The organism is Profundibacter sp. (assembly GCF_965277155.1).
Classification (GTDB): domain Bacteria; phylum Pseudomonadota; class Alphaproteobacteria; order Rhodobacterales; family Rhodobacteraceae; genus Profundibacter.
In genome coordinates this window covers 194,908-211,355 of record NZ_CBDIBV010000013.1, presented here as the reverse complement: position 1 = coordinate 211,355, position 16,448 = coordinate 194,908, and the positions used below count along the sequence as shown (strand labels likewise).

At 58.0% G+C, this 16,448-nt stretch carries 12 protein-coding genes; all 12 read right to left on the bottom strand.

The features are described from left to right. Positions 1-42 precede the first annotated feature (42 nt). On the bottom strand, positions 43-1,350 hold the full coding sequence (hslU, locus tag ACQY4M_RS16230; protein ID WP_428546218.1) for an ATP-dependent protease ATPase subunit HslU: 1,308 nt from the start codon (positions 1,348-1,350) through the stop codon (positions 43-45). Beyond that, positions 1,343-2,407 carry a hypothetical protein gene (locus ACQY4M_RS16225; RefSeq protein ID WP_428546215.1) on the bottom strand — a complete coding sequence of 355 codons (1,065 nt, stop codon included), beginning with the start codon at positions 2,405-2,407 and terminating at the stop codon, positions 1,343-1,345. Before ACQY4M_RS16225 ends, hslU begins: the two co-directional genes overlap by 8 nt. 6 nt (positions 2,408-2,413) lie before the next feature. After that, positions 2,414-2,971, bottom strand: coding sequence for an ATP-dependent protease subunit HslV (gene hslV / locus ACQY4M_RS16220; RefSeq protein WP_428546212.1), 558 nt, complete (start codon positions 2,969-2,971; stop codon positions 2,414-2,416). Positions 2,972-3,081: 110 nt separating this feature from the next. Further along, positions 3,082-3,402 carry a thioredoxin gene (gene trxA, locus ACQY4M_RS16215; RefSeq protein ID WP_428546209.1) on the bottom strand — a complete coding sequence of 107 codons (321 nt, stop codon included), beginning with the start codon at positions 3,400-3,402 and terminating at the stop codon, positions 3,082-3,084. A gap of 57 nt (positions 3,403-3,459) precedes the next feature. Further along, the gene (gene addA, locus ACQY4M_RS16210; RefSeq protein WP_428546206.1) at positions 3,460-6,816 is read right to left on the bottom strand and encodes a double-strand break repair helicase AddA; all 3,357 of its coding nucleotides are present in this window, start codon (positions 6,814-6,816) and stop codon (positions 3,460-3,462) included. Further along, the gene (gene addB, locus ACQY4M_RS16205) at positions 6,813-9,758 is read right to left on the bottom strand and encodes a double-strand break repair protein AddB (protein WP_428546203.1); all 2,946 of its coding nucleotides are present in this window, start codon (positions 9,756-9,758) and stop codon (positions 6,813-6,815) included. The genes addA and addB overlap by 4 nt, the downstream gene beginning before the upstream one ends. Beyond that, positions 9,751-10,440, bottom strand: a complete 690-nt coding sequence (locus ACQY4M_RS16200) for a nucleotidyltransferase family protein (RefSeq protein ID WP_428546200.1) — start codon at positions 10,438-10,440, stop codon at positions 9,751-9,753. The genes addB and ACQY4M_RS16200 overlap by 8 nt, the downstream gene beginning before the upstream one ends. Then, positions 10,416-11,414 carry an aminoglycoside phosphotransferase family protein gene (locus ACQY4M_RS16195; protein WP_428546197.1) on the bottom strand — a complete coding sequence of 333 codons (999 nt, stop codon included), beginning with the start codon at positions 11,412-11,414 and terminating at the stop codon, positions 10,416-10,418. The genes ACQY4M_RS16200 and ACQY4M_RS16195 overlap by 25 nt, the downstream gene beginning before the upstream one ends. Continuing rightward, positions 11,407-11,880 (bottom strand): tRNA (adenosine(37)-N6)-threonylcarbamoyltransferase complex ATPase subunit type 1 TsaE, encoded by a 474-nt coding sequence (gene tsaE, locus ACQY4M_RS16190; protein WP_428546194.1) that lies wholly within the window; start codon positions 11,878-11,880, stop codon positions 11,407-11,409. The genes ACQY4M_RS16195 and tsaE overlap by 8 nt, the downstream gene beginning before the upstream one ends. Positions 11,881-11,920: 40 nt before the next feature. Next, complete coding sequence (locus ACQY4M_RS16185) at positions 11,921-13,198, bottom strand: PAS-domain containing protein (protein WP_428546191.1); 1,278 nt, start codon at positions 13,196-13,198, stop codon at positions 11,921-11,923. 353 nt (positions 13,199-13,551) lie between these two features. Continuing rightward, on the bottom strand, positions 13,552-14,778 hold the full coding sequence (locus ACQY4M_RS16180) for an IS256 family transposase (RefSeq protein WP_428539582.1): 1,227 nt from the start codon (positions 14,776-14,778) through the stop codon (positions 13,552-13,554). Positions 14,779-14,994: 216 nt separating this feature from the next. Next, positions 14,995-16,395, bottom strand: coding sequence for a sensor histidine kinase RegB (regB, locus tag ACQY4M_RS16175; protein WP_428546188.1), 1,401 nt, complete (start codon positions 16,393-16,395; stop codon positions 14,995-14,997). Between the last annotated feature and the right edge of the window lie 53 nt (positions 16,396-16,448).

Below are 16,448 nucleotides of genomic sequence, written 5' to 3'. Positions count from 1 at the left end.
AGTGATGGAGAACAGGCGTAAGTAACGAGTCATTCGCTGATGCTAAAGCACATAGCGACTAACGTCCATTGAGCGGGAAAGCTCACCCAGATTCTTTTCGACAAAGTCCGCATCGACCTTTATCGCCTCGCCCGCCCTGTCGGGGGCGGTGAATGACAGTTGCTCGAACACCCGTTCGATTACGGTATACAGACGCCGCGCGCCGATGTTTTCGACTGACTGGTTCACATCTGCGGCAATCTTTGCCAGCGCAGCAATGCCGTTATCGGTAAATTCAACAGTGACTTCTTCGGTTGCCATCAGTGCCGTATACTGGCGGGTCAGGGCATTGTCGGTTTCGGTCAGGATGCGCACGAAATCTTCTTCGGTCAGGGCGCGCAACTCGACCCGGATCGGCAAACGCCCCTGAAGCTCGGGCAACAGATCGGACGGTTTGGCAACGTGGAATGCGCCTGATGCGATGAATAGAATGTGGTCGGTTTTAACGGGGCCGTGTTTGGTAGAAACAGTTGTGCCTTCGATCAGCGGCAGCAAATCGCGCTGCACCCCTTCGCGGGAAACATCGGCGCCACTGGCGTTTTTGCGGGCGCAAACCTTGTCGATTTCATCCAGAAATACGATGCCGTTTTCCTGCACTTCGCTTAGCGCCTTGCGGGTGACAATCTCGTCATCCAGCAGTTTGTCGGCTTCTTCGCCAACTAACAATTCATAACTTTCGGCAACCGTCATTTTGCGTCGCACGGTGCGTCCGCCCATGGCTTTGCCGAAAATATCGCCAAGGTTCATCATGCCCATGCTTTGGCCCGGCTGGCCGGGGATGTCGAACATCGGCATCGGGTTGGATGTATCGGCAACCTCGAGTTCGATCATTGTGTTGTCCAACTCGCCCGACTTCAGTTTTTTGCGAAACATCTCGCGGGTGGCATCACGGGCATCTTCACCGGCGATGGCTTCGATCACCCGTTCCTCGGCGGCGTCGCGGGCGTTTGCCTTGACCTCTTCTCGCATGTGTTCGCGGGTCATGGTGATGGCGCTGTCCACTAGATCGCGGATGATCTGTTCCACATCGCGGCCAACATAGCCAACCTCGGTAAACTTGGTTGCTTCGACCTTGATAAACGGCGCGTGGGCCAGTTTGGCCAAACGGCGGCTGATTTCGGTTTTGCCCACACCGGTCGGCCCGATCATCAGGATGTTTTTCGGATACACCTCGTCACGCAGATCATCGCCCAGTTGTTTGCGCCGCCAACGGTTGCGCAGGGCCACGGCCACGGCGCGTTTGGCGTCGTTCTGGCCAATGATAAAACGGTCCAGTTCGGATACGATTTCGCGGGGGGTTAGATCAGTCATTTTGGCCTCGGATATAAGGAGGGAAACGGTCTTTGAAAGGGAAGTCGGGCAACAGGCGCATCAGCCATGAACGGATTTGCACCCACCATGTGCCAAGCGCCGTGATCAGGATACCAAGGATCAGCAGGGTATAAACCATGCTGGATTCGCCGCTGGCATAATCCGGCGTCATCCACGGAATAAGCACCGCAAAATAGCCAATGCCTGCCGTCAGGAATGAACGCCGGTCAATCACCAGCGACAGGATCGTCACCACAACCAGCAACAGCGCGGTCAGCAGATACCCTTTGGTGCCGCCACTGTTCACCAGCGTTAAGGCAATGGTGTTCACGATCGCCGGTGCGGCCAGAATATGCAGCCAGAAACCGGTGGCGGAATAGCGGCTGATGCGGTGGGGATCTTTGGTGTCAAACCAGATGCCCAACGCAAAAGCGGCAAAACCGAAGATAAGCGAGCCAATGGCGAAGCCGGAATTATTGCTAAGATCAAACAGGCCATCTGGAAAATCGAATATCGAAATTGTCGCGCCCTGCATGCCCATGATGGCATAGACCATGATCAGCCCGAATATCCCAAAAACGAACATGGTGAACGGCAGTTTGAACACACGGTAATAAATCAACATCCCGATCAACGCCATGATGATGACATGGATTTCTGTCAGGTCCTTATCCATTCCGATAACACTAAGAACAGTGCCCGCCAGAAACACCCCGAATCCCGCTGCCAGCGACATGCTGGGCAGGTTCATCCGGCGCTTTTTGGTGAAATACAGGGCAAAAACCCACGTCAGGACCATGCCCAGAACACCAATCCCGACACCGCCCTTTAATACGGCACCCAGACCGATAACACCCGACAGCAACAGCCACAGACCAACAGTAACAAAGATTTCGCTGAACCCTTTGAAAAACTCGAACGGTTCATCCTCGTCTATCAGATGGTCGCGGATGCCCAGCCGTTCCTGCGCCAACGTTAACAGGCCAACCGCCTGTTGTTCATTCAGAACGCCGGCCGCAACGGCAGCGCGAATGTCCTCTTTGGAAAAATCGCTCAAACCGGATTACCCTTTAATCGTTTCAACAGTCAGATTGCCGTTGGTGTAAACACAAATATCGGCAGCAATCGCCATTGCTTTGCGGGCAATTTCTTCGGCGGAAAGTTTGCTGTCCATTAAGGCGCGCGCCGCGGCCAGTGCGTAATTCCCGCCCGATCCAATCGCCGTCACGTCATGTTCCGGCTCCAGCACATCGCCGGCGCCGGTGATCACGAAAATATCCTTACCGTCCGATACAATCAGCATCGCTTCCAGTTTTTGCAGATATTTGTCCGTGCGCCAGTCCTTGGCCAATTCAACGGATGCCCGCGCCAACTGTCCCGGTGTCGCCTCGAGTTTCGCCTCGAGCCGTTCCAGCAGGGTAAAGGTATCGGCGGTTGATCCGGCAAAACCGGCCACCACGTCAAACCCGCCGGGCGACAGGCGCCGCACCTTTTTGGCGGTGCCCTTCATCACGGTCTGGCCAATACTGACCTGCCCGTCACCGGCGATGACAACCTCGCCACCTTTACGCACTCCGATAATCGTGGTGCCGTGCCATCCTGGAAATTGATCGTCGGCCATCATGCTCTCCTGACTGGTTCTGTTCTATATGGAGGTGCAAACCTCGTTGCACAAGTTTCAAAGAAAAAGGGGCGCCAAAGCACCCCTGATTCAATTGGTATAATCCGTGATCAGATGGATTCTTCGATCCAGCTTTGCAATGCGGCCTTGGGGGCTGCGCCAACCTTATTGGAAACAACCTGACCGTCCTTGAACAGGAACATCGAAGGAATACCGCGCACGCCCATTTGCGCAGGGGTGCTGGGGTTTTCGTCGACGTTAACCTTAACGATCTTGACTTTGTCGCCCATTTCCTCGGACAGCTCTTCCAGCGAGGGGCCGATCATTTTGCAAGGCCCGCACCATTCGGCCCAGAAATCAACCACGACCGGCAGGTCGGATTTCAGGACTTCGGCGTCAAATGTTGCGTCTGTTACTGCTGTTGTGGCCATGATTATTCTCCTATGGCGAATACGTTGGGCTGAACCTATGCAGCCACCCCTTTGCCGTCAAGGTATCGCGGTGGTGCGCAATGCCGCAGTAACGGCGTTTTGTTCCAGATACATAAGGGATCCCGTGCGGGTCCACAGGATGGCGGTTTCGACCTTGCGGTCAGGGTAAACCATCTCTAATGCCGCCTGATAAGCCCCCATTTGCCGCAACAATCCGTCCGGAATTCCGGCCGGGTTACCCGGCACAATAGCGTTGGATTTAAAATCGACTGCCAGAATTTTTTTCGGTGAAATAATTAGCCGGTCAATTTCACCATGTATACGCTTGTTGCCAAGATCAGGCAGGTTGGCGGTAATCGGAACCTCGGCCAGCGTGCTGTCGTCAAACAGAAAGGCCAGATCTGGGTTGGCCAGAATGGCAGTGACTTCGGCCAGAATATCGGGTGCGGCTTCGGGCAACAGCATTGCCGCAACGCTTGGCCATTCGGCTTGCGGATGGGTGGGCAGGTGTTCCAGCAACAGGTGAATATCGCTGCCCCGTTGTTTGGCCGCATCCTCGCTTAATCCGTCACCATCCCCCGCCAGCACCTTGGCGCCACCCAGTTGTGATGGCGACAGCGTTTGCGCAGGCCGGTCAGGGATTTCGGCATCCGTTTTGGCCCAGTCCGGCAAGGTGACGTCAGGTTTGTTATCCGGCTTATTGGCCTTAACCTCTCCGCCCCAATCGCCATATTCCAATCGCAGCCAGTCGCCATATGGCACCGCTCCGGCGGTTTTCATCCCAGCCTCGATCATCGCATGCCAGCTTTTGCCATCCTTCCCCGGATCCCCCGCGCCACAAACGATCAGCCATTTTTCCGCCCGCGTCATCGCAACATAAAGCAGCCGCAAGCGTTCCTGCTCCTGCGACAGCTTCAACCGCTCGCGTGCGACGCTCATCACCTTGGGGCTGGCATCCGCTTTAACCTTCCACATCACATCATCGCTGTCGGTTAGATACAGTTCATCCCTTGGAGCACTGCCACGGCCCACCGTATCGGGCAAAATCACAATCGGCGCTTCCAGCCCCTTGGCGCCATGCACCGTCATCACCCTGATCCGGTCGCTTTCGCCGTCCATCTGGCGCTTGATCTCGACCTCTTCGGCCTGCAGCCAAGTGATGAACCCCGTCAGGCTCGGCACATCCATCCGCTCGTAATTCATCGCCTGATTTAGCAGGGCATCAATGCCATCCTCGGCCTCGTCCCCCAGACGCGCCAACAGGTTTTTGCGGCCATGAAAGCGGGTCAGGATACGTTCCAGCAATTCATAGGGCCGCAGGAAATCGGCGTCCTTGCGAAGGGCGTCCAGCATAGGCAAAGTATCGGGATATGTGTCTCTAACATTGCGCAAAGCCGACCAGAGAAAGGTTTTTGCGGGCCGCTTATGCGCCAAATCGAACAGGTCCTGTTCACTCCATCCGAACAGAGGCGAGCGCAGGGCGGCGGCCAGTGACAGATCATCCTCGGGCGTGGCCAGAAAGGCCAGTAACGCCGTCAGATCCTTGACCGCCAGTTCGCCGCCGATCTTTAACCGGTCCGCGCCGGCAATCGCAAGATCGCGGGATTTGCAGGCGCGGATGATTTCGTGAAACAGGGCAGAGCGGCGTTGCACCAATATCAGGAAATCACCCTCGGTCACGGGGCACATTTTATAGGTGCCGGTATTCTTCACCTCTTGCGGAATCACCGAACCGTTGCACATTTCGGCAATCCTGTCGGCAATCCTGTCGGCCAGTAAAATGGTTTCGTGGTTCTTGGCAATCTTGTCGGTCGGATCATGCCAATCCTTTTGCTCCGGCGCCTCGGTTTTCGGGATGATCGGCCACAGGTCCACCCGTCCGGGCATGCCGGTTTTAAAGGCAAGGTGCTTGATGCTGTCGCCCAGCCCCTGATCGGCGCGATCCTGAAGGGTGCAATCCACTAGCCGCATGATCGGCTCGGCCGAGCGAAAGGAATATTCCAGTTGCAGCGACTGGAACGGTAAATTTGCGGCCTCTAGTCTGGCCTGAAACTCCAGCTTCATTCGTTCGAATTCCTCGGGGTCGGCCCCCTGAAAGGAATAGATCGACTGTTTGCGATCCCCGACCACGAAAATCGTGCGCACCCTGTCGGGCATTGCGCCTTCGCCCGAGGTAAATTCCTGCGCCAGCCGTTCGATAACGTCCCATTGTTGCGGGCTGGTGTCTTGGGCTTCGTCCACAAGGATATGATCAATGCCGCCATCCAGCCGGTACAGCACCCATGACGCGACCTGCGGGTCATGCAACAGTTTGGCCGTCAGGTTGATCAGATCGTCAAAATCCAGCCAGCCGCGCAACTGTTTTTGCTGCTCGTAACGGGGCAGGAATTCAGCGGAGAATTGATGCAATGCAAGGGTTTTTTCAGCGGAATAGAGACTGATCCTGGCCTCGCGCGCTGTTTCCACCCGTGCTATCAGGCTGTTCAGATCCTCCAGATGTGTGCCTAAAACTTTTTGAGTGGCTTTGGTCGGGAAACTCCCGATTTTGGCGCTGAATGGTTCTTTGGCCCCGCTGCCGGTCAGGAAAGCCGATTCCAGAATCTCAAGATCGGCAATGCCTATATTGGCGGGGTCCAGCGCGGTCAGTTTAGTGTGCGCTTTGACATCATTGGCAGAACCGGACAGCAATGCAGGCATTAGGACAGCGAACAAATCCGCCTCGCTGCCCTGAACGACATCTGCCAGAATGTCCTGTTCGGAAATATCCGGCTTTAGCCCGAACATTTGCCAAATCTCGGCCTTGTCTTTCTTCACCGCAAATTGCGCCGCGCGTTTTGTCACCTCACCGGTCAACCGTTCGAAATCACTATCCGAATAATGTGCTGCCAGCGCGTCGATTGCATCTACATCCGGCCCGTCTGCCATTTCCTCGACAATCTCGGCCCGCAGTAATTTCGCTGCGCGGTCGTCCATTTCGGTGAATTGCGGCGACACGCCCGCCTCTAGCGGAAAACGCCGCAGGATCGAGGCACAGAACGAATGGATCGTTTGTATCTTCAACCCGCCGGGTGTTTCGATTGCGCGGGCAAACAGGGTGCGGGCGTTGTTCAACTCATCCGCATCAATCCGCCGTTCGACCCCCAGATCGCGCAATTCCTTTGCCAGAGTTTCGCCGTCCTGCATCGCCCATGCGCCCAGCCGCTTGAACAGGCGATTCTGCATTTCGCTGGCAGCGGCTTTGGTGTAGGTCAGACACAGGATATGCTGCGGCGACACCCCTTCCAACAACAACCGCGCCACGCGGTCGGTCAGCACCCGCGTTTTGCCTGACCCCGCGTTGGCCGACAACCAGGTCGAGGACGTGGGCGCGGCGGCCTGTACCTGCCGTTCGGTGGCTTCATCGCGGCGGGTCATGTCAGCGTCTCCTGCTTGGGTAAATCGCTTTCGTCCCATTCGCCGTAACGGGCCAGATGGTCATAGTCGTAGGAATAGCTGGTTTTCTCCATCGCGCGGCGGGATGTATAACCCTTTTTACCAGCGGTGTAGGCAGTGATAAGCGTCTCTAAATCTGCCCAAATCGTGTTCAGGTCGGTTTTTTCCAGCGGGGCGGGCACCACCTCGGGACTGGCCCCCAGCCCGATGAAAGCAGCCCCGCCAACACGGGTGTCAGCCAACCCTTTAAAGCCGGCCCGTTCCACCATCGCAGCTGTTAGCAACAGCTGTTTGTCAAACTCGATCTGTTGCTTTTCGGTCGGCGGCTTGCCGGTTTTGTAATCATAGATATAGGTCAGCCCGTTGTCAGAGCGGTCCAGCCGGTCGGCCCGCGCGGTCAGGGTGAAATCCAGCGCGCCAAGTTTTGCGGCACCCGTCTGTTCCAGTTTGAAAACCTTGGCCAGTTTGGCGCGATCCACTTCCCCCTGCAAAAACCAGTCCGCAACCCGCGCCAGTTTCGCCCGCCAGACACGGCGCGCGGCGGGCCACGGCGCATCAGCCGCAAGCACGTCGTCGGCAATCTGCATCAATCGCGCCTTGGCCTGATCGCGGGTTTCATCAGCCCGCTCATCAATAAAGCGTTCAAGGATTTTATGAATCACAGTGCCTGCCACCGGCGCATCGGGTTGCTGGCGGATCGGGTCAAGCGGGTAAAGGCGCAACACCTTGCCTGCATAAACCGCATAGGGGTCGCGGATCAGTTTGGTGATGCCGGTGACCGACAGGGATTTGGGTTGTGCGTTTGTCGGCGGGATGGGGGACGGGCGGGTTTCAGGTGGAATAGAGACTGATATGTGCTCCATCTTGGCCACCATATCCAGCCAGGCATTACCCCGCGCGTGCATGGCTTTTAACGCATCGGCACCGCCGGTTCCCTTTAACCCGCCCAACAGATTGGTCAGCCGGTTCAGCCAACGGGACGGCACCGTCTGGGCTTCGGCATCGCGTACGGCGCGGGTCAGCCAGACTTCTTTCGCCGCAATTGCCTGCTGGAAATCATGTGCCGAAAGGCCGATCTGGCGTTCGGGCAACAACAGCCCCGCCTTTTGCCGCATGGCGCGGTTCATCCACGGGTCGGGGTTGGGTGCGCTGGGCCAAATGCCGTCATTCAATCCGCCAAGGATCACCAGATCGGCCCCCTGAACGCGAGCCTCGAGCGTGCCCCAGATCATAATGTTGGGGTGCGGGCGGGTCGGGTCGTGGACCTCGGCCTGATTCAGCAGGTTGCGAAACAGGTTGTTGTAATCGAACGGGGCCAGCACACCGCCATGACAGGCGCTGTGTTGCAGTTCATTCACCTGCTCCAGCGCCTTTTGGCCGGCGGGCTTTTCCCACAACTCGCCGCTGCCGTCATCGGCAGGGCCGGCGGCCAGCGCGCGGGCAAGGGCAAGGTGCTGCTCCAGATGGTCGGTCAGCGGACGGGTGGAAACGGTATCCAGCCTGTCCAGCAGATCGCCCAGCCACGCCGCCCATTCGCGCCTGCCGTCATCGGCCTGCGCATTGGCCCATGTGCTCAGGCTGTCTTTGGTCGGAAAGGGCGGGCCGTTTTTGCGAATATGCAGTTCCAGATCTCGGGCCCAGCGCAGGTGATCACCCCGTCCCGCGTCGCCGGAATGGGTTAGTGGGTGTTTCAACAGCGCCAACAGGGTTTCCGAAGTTAGAACCTGTCCGAACAGCCCCGCAATCTGCAACAGGAACCGCCCCGGTGCGGACATGGGCAAGGGAAGGCCAGCGCTGTCGTCCGGCTCAATCCCCCATTGATCCAGTGCGGCGGTGACCTGTCTGGTCAGGATACGGTCGGGTGTGATCAGGGCGGCGGTCTGGCCGATTTCGGCGGCCTGTCGCAGTTTTAGCGCAATTGTCAGGGCCTCGATACGGGCTGAAGGGGCCTGCACCAATGTCATGTTTTCACTGGCCGCCTGTAGATCGGTCAGCTTTGGCCCCTCGGCCATCCATTGATCGGTGACGGGGGCGGGGCGCAGGGCAAGGGAAACCAGCCGGTTGCGCGCAGCGCTGGGCGGGGCGGTTTTTACCCATTCGCTAATATCCTCGCTGCTGATCCCCAGCGAGTTTTGCAAGGCGCGGAACCGGAATTGCGGATGGTCCGCCGCGCTCATCGCATCATCCATTGCGGCCCACACATGATCGGGCAGATCAAAGTCGTATCCGGGCAGAACCAGCGCCCCTTGGGGCAGCTTGGCAACCGCCTGCATCAGCATATGCGTGGCCCCGCGCGAACCGGTTGAACCGGCGATGATAATCGGGTTATGCGGTGGGTTAGAGACCCATTTTGCCGTTAATCGCTCTACCACTAGCCGCTGTCGGGCCTCGCTGTCGGGGTGTTCATTGGCGGTTTCACCAAAATAGGCCTGTGTCAGTTTGACAAACCGCAAGGCCCGTTCCCAATGGCCGGACTGATCCGAAATATCGAGGGTCTCGATCACCTCGGGCGGCACACCTTCGCTTTGCATTTCGTCCATCAGGCTGGCAAGGCTGTCGGCCAGATCATAGACCGAAGCGCGCGGGGCAAGATCGGGTTGCCGGTCAACCAGTTTGGCGACCAGTTGCGCCAGTTCTAGCCGCCGTTGAAGTTTGGGCACCGCAGGGGGTAGGTGGCCCAAGGCCGCGATTTTTCCGAGGTCGGTGATCAGGTTGACGCTGGGCAACAGACGGGGGGGGCCTGCGTCGAAAATCTCGCGGATGCGGCGTTGCATACGGCGGGTGTTGACGTAGATTTCCACGCTGGTCAGAAATTCGGGCGGGCGGGTTTTGCAGCGCTCCAGCACGCCGTCGATCAGGGCCTTTGGGAAATCCACACCCGAAGGCAGGCCGAAAACGCGGGGGGCGCCGGTGGGCTCAAACATCTCGGGTTCCGATCATGGTTTCGGCAATTTTTATGCCTTGGAGCGTGCCGACATCGCACCAGTTGCCGCTGTAAGGGATGCCGAACAGGCGGCGGGAATTGATCATCTCGTCCCACAGCAGGTTCAGAGAAAATTTTGTCTGCGGGATGGCGGGCAGTGCATCGGTTTTGATGATCTGCGCGCCGGAATAGATCAGGCCCGTGCCACGGCTCAGGGTGCCGTTTGCATCGGGGATAAAATCGCCTTTGCCTTTGTGCCCTTTGGCCTGCGCCAGCGGGATCAGCAGCAAAAGCGCATCCATTTTGGCAGGATCCCACACGGCGGCAAGGGTTTGCAACGGGTTGGGACCGGTCCAGACGGCATCGGTGTTCAGAGTGAACACGGGGTCGGGACCAAGCAACGGTAGGGCGTGGCGCAATCCGCCGCCGGTTTCCAGGATTTCGTCCTCGTGCGACAGGGTGACATTGCGTCCGGCAAGGTGGGTCTGCATCATGTCGGGCAGGTAGTGGGTGTTTACCACGATATTGCCGATGCCCGCATCCGTGGCAATGTCCAGCGCGTGGTCGATCAGCGGTTTGCCTGCGACAGAGATCAACGGTTTCGGGCAGCTGGCGGTCAGGGCGCCCATACGGGTTCCGAAACCGGCCGCAAACAGCATCAGGGCGTTCGGGATTTGGCGCATTGGCTTTTTAACCTTTGTAAGTGGTCCGGTGTGGGTTTTGGAAGGGTGTTTTGCACCAGCGTTTGTAGTGTGGCTAATGCAGGGTGGGTCAGCATCTGGTTCAACTGTGCCCAGACGCGCGGGATCAGGTCGATGTAATGCGGCTTGCCCGCAACGGCGCAGAGGCGGGCAAAGATACCGAGGATACGCAGGTTGCGCTGCACGCCCAGCGCGGCATAGGCAGCGCGAAAGGTTTCGGGGTCAATGCCCGTGGCGGTGATGTAGCGGGTGATCATTGCGGCTTCGATTGTGGCGGGCACATCGCGGCGGGCGTCCTTTAGCAGTGACACCAGATCATAGGCGGGATGGGTTTTGACCGCGTCCTGATAGTCGAGCAGGCCGACCCGTTTGATCCCGTCCCGATCCGGCAGCCACAGCAGGTTTTCGGCGTGGTAATCGCGCAAACTCATCACTGGAGGTGCGGTGCAATATTTGGTCAGCACCGTTTGCAATTCATGCTGGATCGGGGTGGCGTTAGCGGGGTGATACCATTCGAAAAGTGGCGCGATATAGTCGGCCATCACGGCGGGGTTATAATCCAGCAGGTGATCGGGCGGCGGGGATTTGTGCAGCCGGATTAGCACATCTGTGGCAGCGGAATAAAGTGGCTGTTCCATATCAGGGCTGGTCTGGATCAGCTTGGCAAACAGGGCATCGCCAAGGTCTTCGATCAGCAGGAAACCGTTTTGCGGGTCCAGCGCAAGGATGCGGGGGGCGGTGAAGCCGAGGGTCAGCAGGTGGTTGGTGATGGTGGCAAACGGGCGGATGTCTTCGCCGTGGTCGGGCGGGGCGTCCATCAGAACGGCGGTTTTGCCATTCATTTGCAGACGCTGATAGCTGCGGTTCGAGGCATCACCTGCAAGGTGGCTGCGGGTGGCATTGCCCCAGCCGGAATCGGCTAGAAATTGGGTAATCAGAATGGGGCGGTCAGGCATCCAGCGACTCCAGCAGGGGGAGCCATTTGGGATCGGTGGCGGTCAGGACGGCATGGCGTTCATCGGGTGTGTCGGTCAGGGACAGGGTTAGGGTGAGTGCATCTGGCGGGGTCAGATCGCCCAGACGGTCGGGCCATTCAATCAGGCAAACGGCGTCTTGAAACGCATCCTCGATTCCCAGTTCCTGCACCTCGTAAGGGGTGGACAGGCGGTAAAGGTCGCAATGCCAGATCTCGAAATCGGGGGTGTCATAGGTTTGCACCAGCGTGAAAGTGGGTGACGGGATGTCCTCGGGAACAGGCAGCAGATCAAGGATCAGGGTGCGGGCGAAAAAGCTTTTGCCGGCCCCGATCGGCCCGTCCAGCAACAGCACATCACCTGCCGTCAGACGCGGTGCGATATGGCGGGCCAGATTGGCGGTTTCGTCGCTGGAGGACAGGGTAAGGGAAACGGAACGACTGCACATGGCGCGACCTTAGCCTGCCAAGCGCGCGGCGAAAACCCGTTCATGTCTTGGCAGAGGTTTTTCGTGGGGTGTTGCGTTTTTTTGCGGGCTTTTTCGGGGCTGGCTTAACGTGGAATTTAACCATCGTTGCGCCACCGGCCAGCGGGCTGATCTGGCATTCCAACTGCCTGCCATCATCAAGCGTGGCATCACCGAACCAGTTGCGCCGATCATCCGGATCACCGACGAAATCGCGCAGGTGGCCCCACAGCGGGGTCGGATCGCAAATATCCTGCCAGCTGCGGGTGGCGTCTGTGATGCTCATCTCGGCAAAGGATGTGCCGGGGTCGACCCCCCACAGGCTGGCATAGGCGGCGTTGGATATGGTGATCATACCGGTCTGGGAAAACACCACTACGGCGTCATCCAGCGCGTCCAGAACGGCCTGTCCGACCTCCAGTTCCTCGCGGAAATTGCGGGTCAGGGATATTTCGGCGCTGATGTCTTCAAACAGCAGGGCCACAGCCCCGTCCGGATGCGGTCGCCCGTTGACGCGGTAGGTCTGGCCGCCGGGCAATGTCCATGTTTCCTCGTAAGTGCCATCGGCGGCGGCTTCTTCCAGCGCCAGCATCTGGTGGCGCCAGCTTTTGTAATCCTTGGGCTCCGGCATCATCTGGTTTTCGCGCAGCCGGTCAAGGAATGCAAAAAGCGTCGGGCGGATGCTGAGGAAATCAATTGGCAGGCGGGTCAGGTCGGTCAGGGCCGGATTGAACAGGGCCAACTGGCGGTTTTTGTCAAACACGGCCAGCCCGATGGACAGATGCGCAAAGGTTTTGGTCAGGGTTTGCACAAACCCCTTTAGCGAGGTTTCTGCCTGCACGATTGCATCTGCAGGGGTGGCAAAACACAGGGTTGTTCCGTTGGTCTTTTTGCAGAGCAGATCAAACCACAGCACCTCGTCCGGTTTGCGGCCTTTGATAGAGACCCGTTTCATTTCCGGCTGCGGGGATGAGCTGGCCTCGGCCAAAAGGGTGAACAGGCGTTTGGGCGGCCAACTGTTGGCATTTTCGGGGTGCAGGGTGGTGGCCAGATCCAGATAGGCGGTGTTGGCCCAGTTGATTTGACCATCACGGGTTTCCCTCCAGACCAGATAAGGGGCAAATCTGGCGGTATTGCGCAGGGTTTCCAGTTCGGATTCCAGTGCGGACAGGTTGACCGGATCAATCAGCGGTTTTTCAGGGGAGGGACCGGTTTCGAAGATGCTAAGGCGGGCAAAACCATCCTGCCATTCGGCGTTGATGCGGGTTGGGTCATCCGGATCATCGGGCAGGATGGTCATTGATCCGGATTCAGCGAGCGTCCTTAGGTCATTTGCAAGTGTTGAAAACCGTGGAGAGAAGGCAGTGATAAATCGTTGCCAATCTGTTTCGTCAGCGGTTTGACGAGGCAATTGTTTTCGTGCGCTGGGCGAAGCGTCAATCAATGTGGTGTCGTCAAACAGATAGGTGGTTTCGGTATCATCCACCGGCATGATAGCGTGGCTACTCTTTTGCTGTGTCGCCATACCCCGCAATAAAAACCAGTATGCAAACCCCGCTGCGATCAGTGATGTTATGATAATCACCAGGTTGTGTCTCGAAAGTGGTGGAAATTGATTTCAGGCACCTCCGAGCGGGTTGAGTTATGCGCCGGTCAGGCGGCTTGGTCAAGGGTTGCGTCGGCGACGGGCTGAGCGAGCGTTTCCCAGCCATCGACCTTTCGCATGACGATCTGCCCCGAGGCCATCAGAGCCCAAAGCAGCATCGGCACGGTCTCGGCGCATGGCAGCACGGTCTGGGTCTTGATGCGGCGGCGGAATTCCTCGTTCAGGCGTTCGATCGCATTTGTCGTTCTGGCCGATTTCCACTGGCCTTGTGGCAGACGCGTGAAGGTGAAAAGCTTATCTCCTGCTTCTTCCAAGCTGTCAGCGACGGCCTTGCATTTCAGCCGCCATTTTCGCAGAAATGCCTTGCGGCGGGTGGCGATTTCCTCGGGTGTTTTGGCGTAGATCATGTCGCGGTAATCTTCTGTCAACTCATCATGCATACGCTTGGGTGCCTTGGCCAGAAGGTTGCGGTGCTTGTGCACCGTGCACCTCTGGATCGGCAGATCTTCACCCCAGAGGGCAATGAGAGCGACCTCAAGTCCCGGTGCCCCGTCCACGATGACAAATTCGGGCCGTTTCAACCCGCGCGCATCCAGATCGTTGATGAACTGACGCCAGGCGGAGGTGCTTTCGCCGCCCATGTTCATCAGTGATAACAAGACCTTCTGCCCATCCCGGCGCACGCCAATCGCGGCCAGAACCGAGATATTGGTGGCCTTCCTGTCAATCCGCGTTTTGATCACGGTGCCGTCCAGGATCAGCCGCACGATGTCTTCATCCGCAAGGCTGCGGGCGCACCACGCCTGCCAGTCCACCTTCACCTTGCGCCAGGCGCGGCTCACCACATCCTTGCTGACCGCCCCCTGAAACAGGCCGAACAGGGCGCGTTTTACCCGCCGTGTGTTGGTGCCCGAAAGGTAGACAGCAGCGATCAGCGCCTCGGCCTTCTTCGTCAGCCGCTGGTAGCGGGGCAATGCCTTCGAGCGCCATTCTCTGGCCTTGCCGGCCTCGCCTGTGATCCGCGCACGCGGCACGCGCACCGTTTCGGTTCCAAATGTTCCGACCAGTTGCCGCTCGCGATGCCCGTGGCGGTATCCGGCCTTTGCCCCGCCGCTGCGGCCATACCGGCAACGGCCCAGAAACTGCTCCAGCTCCTCTTCGAAAACCGCCTCGATCGTCGCGCGGATGTTCTGGCGCAGCCGGTCTTCAATCGGGTCATAGCCTGCTTCATTGGCCAGTAGCGCGGATGTCGATGTTGCTGTATTCTTTGTCATGGCGTGATCTCCTTGGCGGTTCCAGCCGCCGGTTGGGTGGCTTCGATGCACCCGGAGATTACGCCGTCCTCGAATTTCCACCAAACTCGCGACACTACCAATCACCAATAAGGTGGTTGGTTCTATACCGTGCATTTACCTTGCCCGCTGTGGTTGAATGACCTGCGGACAGATAGATCGTAAAATAGTTAACGGCCCGTTAAGGTTAACTGGAAATCAGACCTGCATAGGCTGGTTTTCCCCGACATCGCGTTTGGCCTGCGATTTGCTGCGGCTGATGACGGGGCGGGGCCAGACCACCTGCACGATCGCACCACAGCGTTCGGGACGTTCACTTTTGCTGAGGAATGGATCACAACCGTTGGCAAAACTAAGGTCCGCGCCGGATCGCTCCAGCAGGGTTTTGGCGATAAACAGGCCCAGCCCCATTCCCTCGTATCCAGGACGCTTATGCTGGTTTTCCGAGGGGCGACGGGTGTGGACGAAAGGGTCGCCAATGCGTCGGATCAGGTGCGGGGGAAAACCGCTGCCATCGTCGATGATTTTAACGGCTATGCGGCTGTCGCTCCACTGGACATCAATCCAGACATGGGTACTGGCAAAATCCACCGCGTTCTGGATCAGGTTGCGCAGCCCGTGGATGATTTCGGGTTGGCGGCGCACTTCGGGTTGACCGCCTGGTGCTGTGCCTTCGTCCGGAAGAACGGTAATGGTGACGGGTTTGCCGCGGTTCATATGCGGGGCTGCGGCCTCTTCCACCACGGCGGACAGGGGGGCGTAACGCAAGTGCAGATCGTCTTTGCCGATCTGGCCCATAGACCGCAGGATATCGCGGCAACGGTCGGTTTGATCGCGGATCAGTTCAACATCTTCTTTTTGCTGGGGCATGTCGGCCAGATCGTCGATCAATTCGGTGCTGACCAGTTTGATCGTGGCCAGCGGCGTGCCCAACTCGTGTGCAGCAGCGGCAACGACTCCGCCCAGATCGGTCAGTTTCTGTTCACGCGACAGGGCCATTTGCGTGGCCAGCAGGGCGTCGGACATCGAGTCAATCTCGGTTGTGACGCGGCGTTCGTAGAGGCCCAGAAATACAGTGCCGATGATGATGGCGGCCCAAAATCCGAAGATGAATACATCGGGCATAACCAGCACAGTGCCGTCACCTGTGCGTAATGTGACATGGTAGAACCCGATCAGGGTGGTAAAGGCGATGGTGACAAGGCCCAGAATAATCGTCGGGCGCGCCTGTAGGATCGATGCAGAAATTGCTACTGGCACAAGGACAAGCAGGGAAAACGGATTGTGCAGCCCCCCGGTCAGGAACAGCAACAGCGCCAGTTGCGTGATGTCGAACAGAAACATCAGCAACAGCTGGGTTTCGGTCAGATGTTTATTTTCGGGATAAACCGCCATTGCCACCAGATTGGCCACGGTTGAGGCGCCGATCACCAAAAAGCACAGCCCAAGGTTCAGTTGCAGGTTATAATAGCGCACCGCGACGGTGATCGCCGCAATTTGCCCAAAAATCGCAATCCAGCGCAGCACAATGAACGTGCGTAGGCGAATCCAGTCACTTCGGCTTTGGCGGATATAGGGATTGGCAGAAGAATCTGACATGTTTTTCCTGAATTTGCTATGCGGCAACCTGTGCTATTGTTAGTCAGGTTGGA

Coding starts and splice junctions, on each gene's coding strand:
- hslU (WP_428546218.1), bottom strand. CDS start 1,350: ATGACTGATCTAACCCCCCGCGAAATCGTATCCGAACTGGACCGTTTT.
- hslV (WP_428546212.1), bottom strand. CDS start 2,971: ATGGCCGACGATCAATTTCCAGGATGGCACGGCACCACGATTATCGGA.
- trxA (WP_428546209.1), bottom strand. CDS start 3,402: ATGGCCACAACAGCAGTAACAGACGCAACATTTGACGCCGAAGTCCTG.
- addA (WP_428546206.1), bottom strand. CDS start 6,816: ATGACCCGCCGCGATGAAGCCACCGAACGGCAGGTACAGGCCGCCGCG.
- addB (WP_428546203.1), bottom strand. CDS start 9,758: ATGTTTGAGCCCACCGGCGCCCCCCGCGTTTTCGGCCTGCCTTCGGGT.
- ACQY4M_RS16200 (WP_428546200.1), bottom strand. CDS start 10,440: ATGCGCCAAATCCCGAACGCCCTGATGCTGTTTGCGGCCGGTTTCGGA.
- ACQY4M_RS16195 (WP_428546197.1), bottom strand. CDS start 11,414: ATGCCTGACCGCCCCATTCTGATTACCCAATTTCTAGCCGATTCCGGC.
- tsaE (WP_428546194.1), bottom strand. CDS start 11,880: ATGTGCAGTCGTTCCGTTTCCCTTACCCTGTCCTCCAGCGACGAAACC.
- ACQY4M_RS16185 (WP_428546191.1), bottom strand. CDS start 13,198: ATGACCATCCTGCCCGATGATCCGGATGACCCAACCCGCATCAACGCC.
- ACQY4M_RS16180 (WP_428539582.1), bottom strand. CDS start 14,778: ATGACAAAGAATACAGCAACATCGACATCCGCGCTACTGGCCAATGAA.
- regB (WP_428546188.1), bottom strand. CDS start 16,395: ATGTCAGATTCTTCTGCCAATCCCTATATCCGCCAAAGCCGAAGTGAC.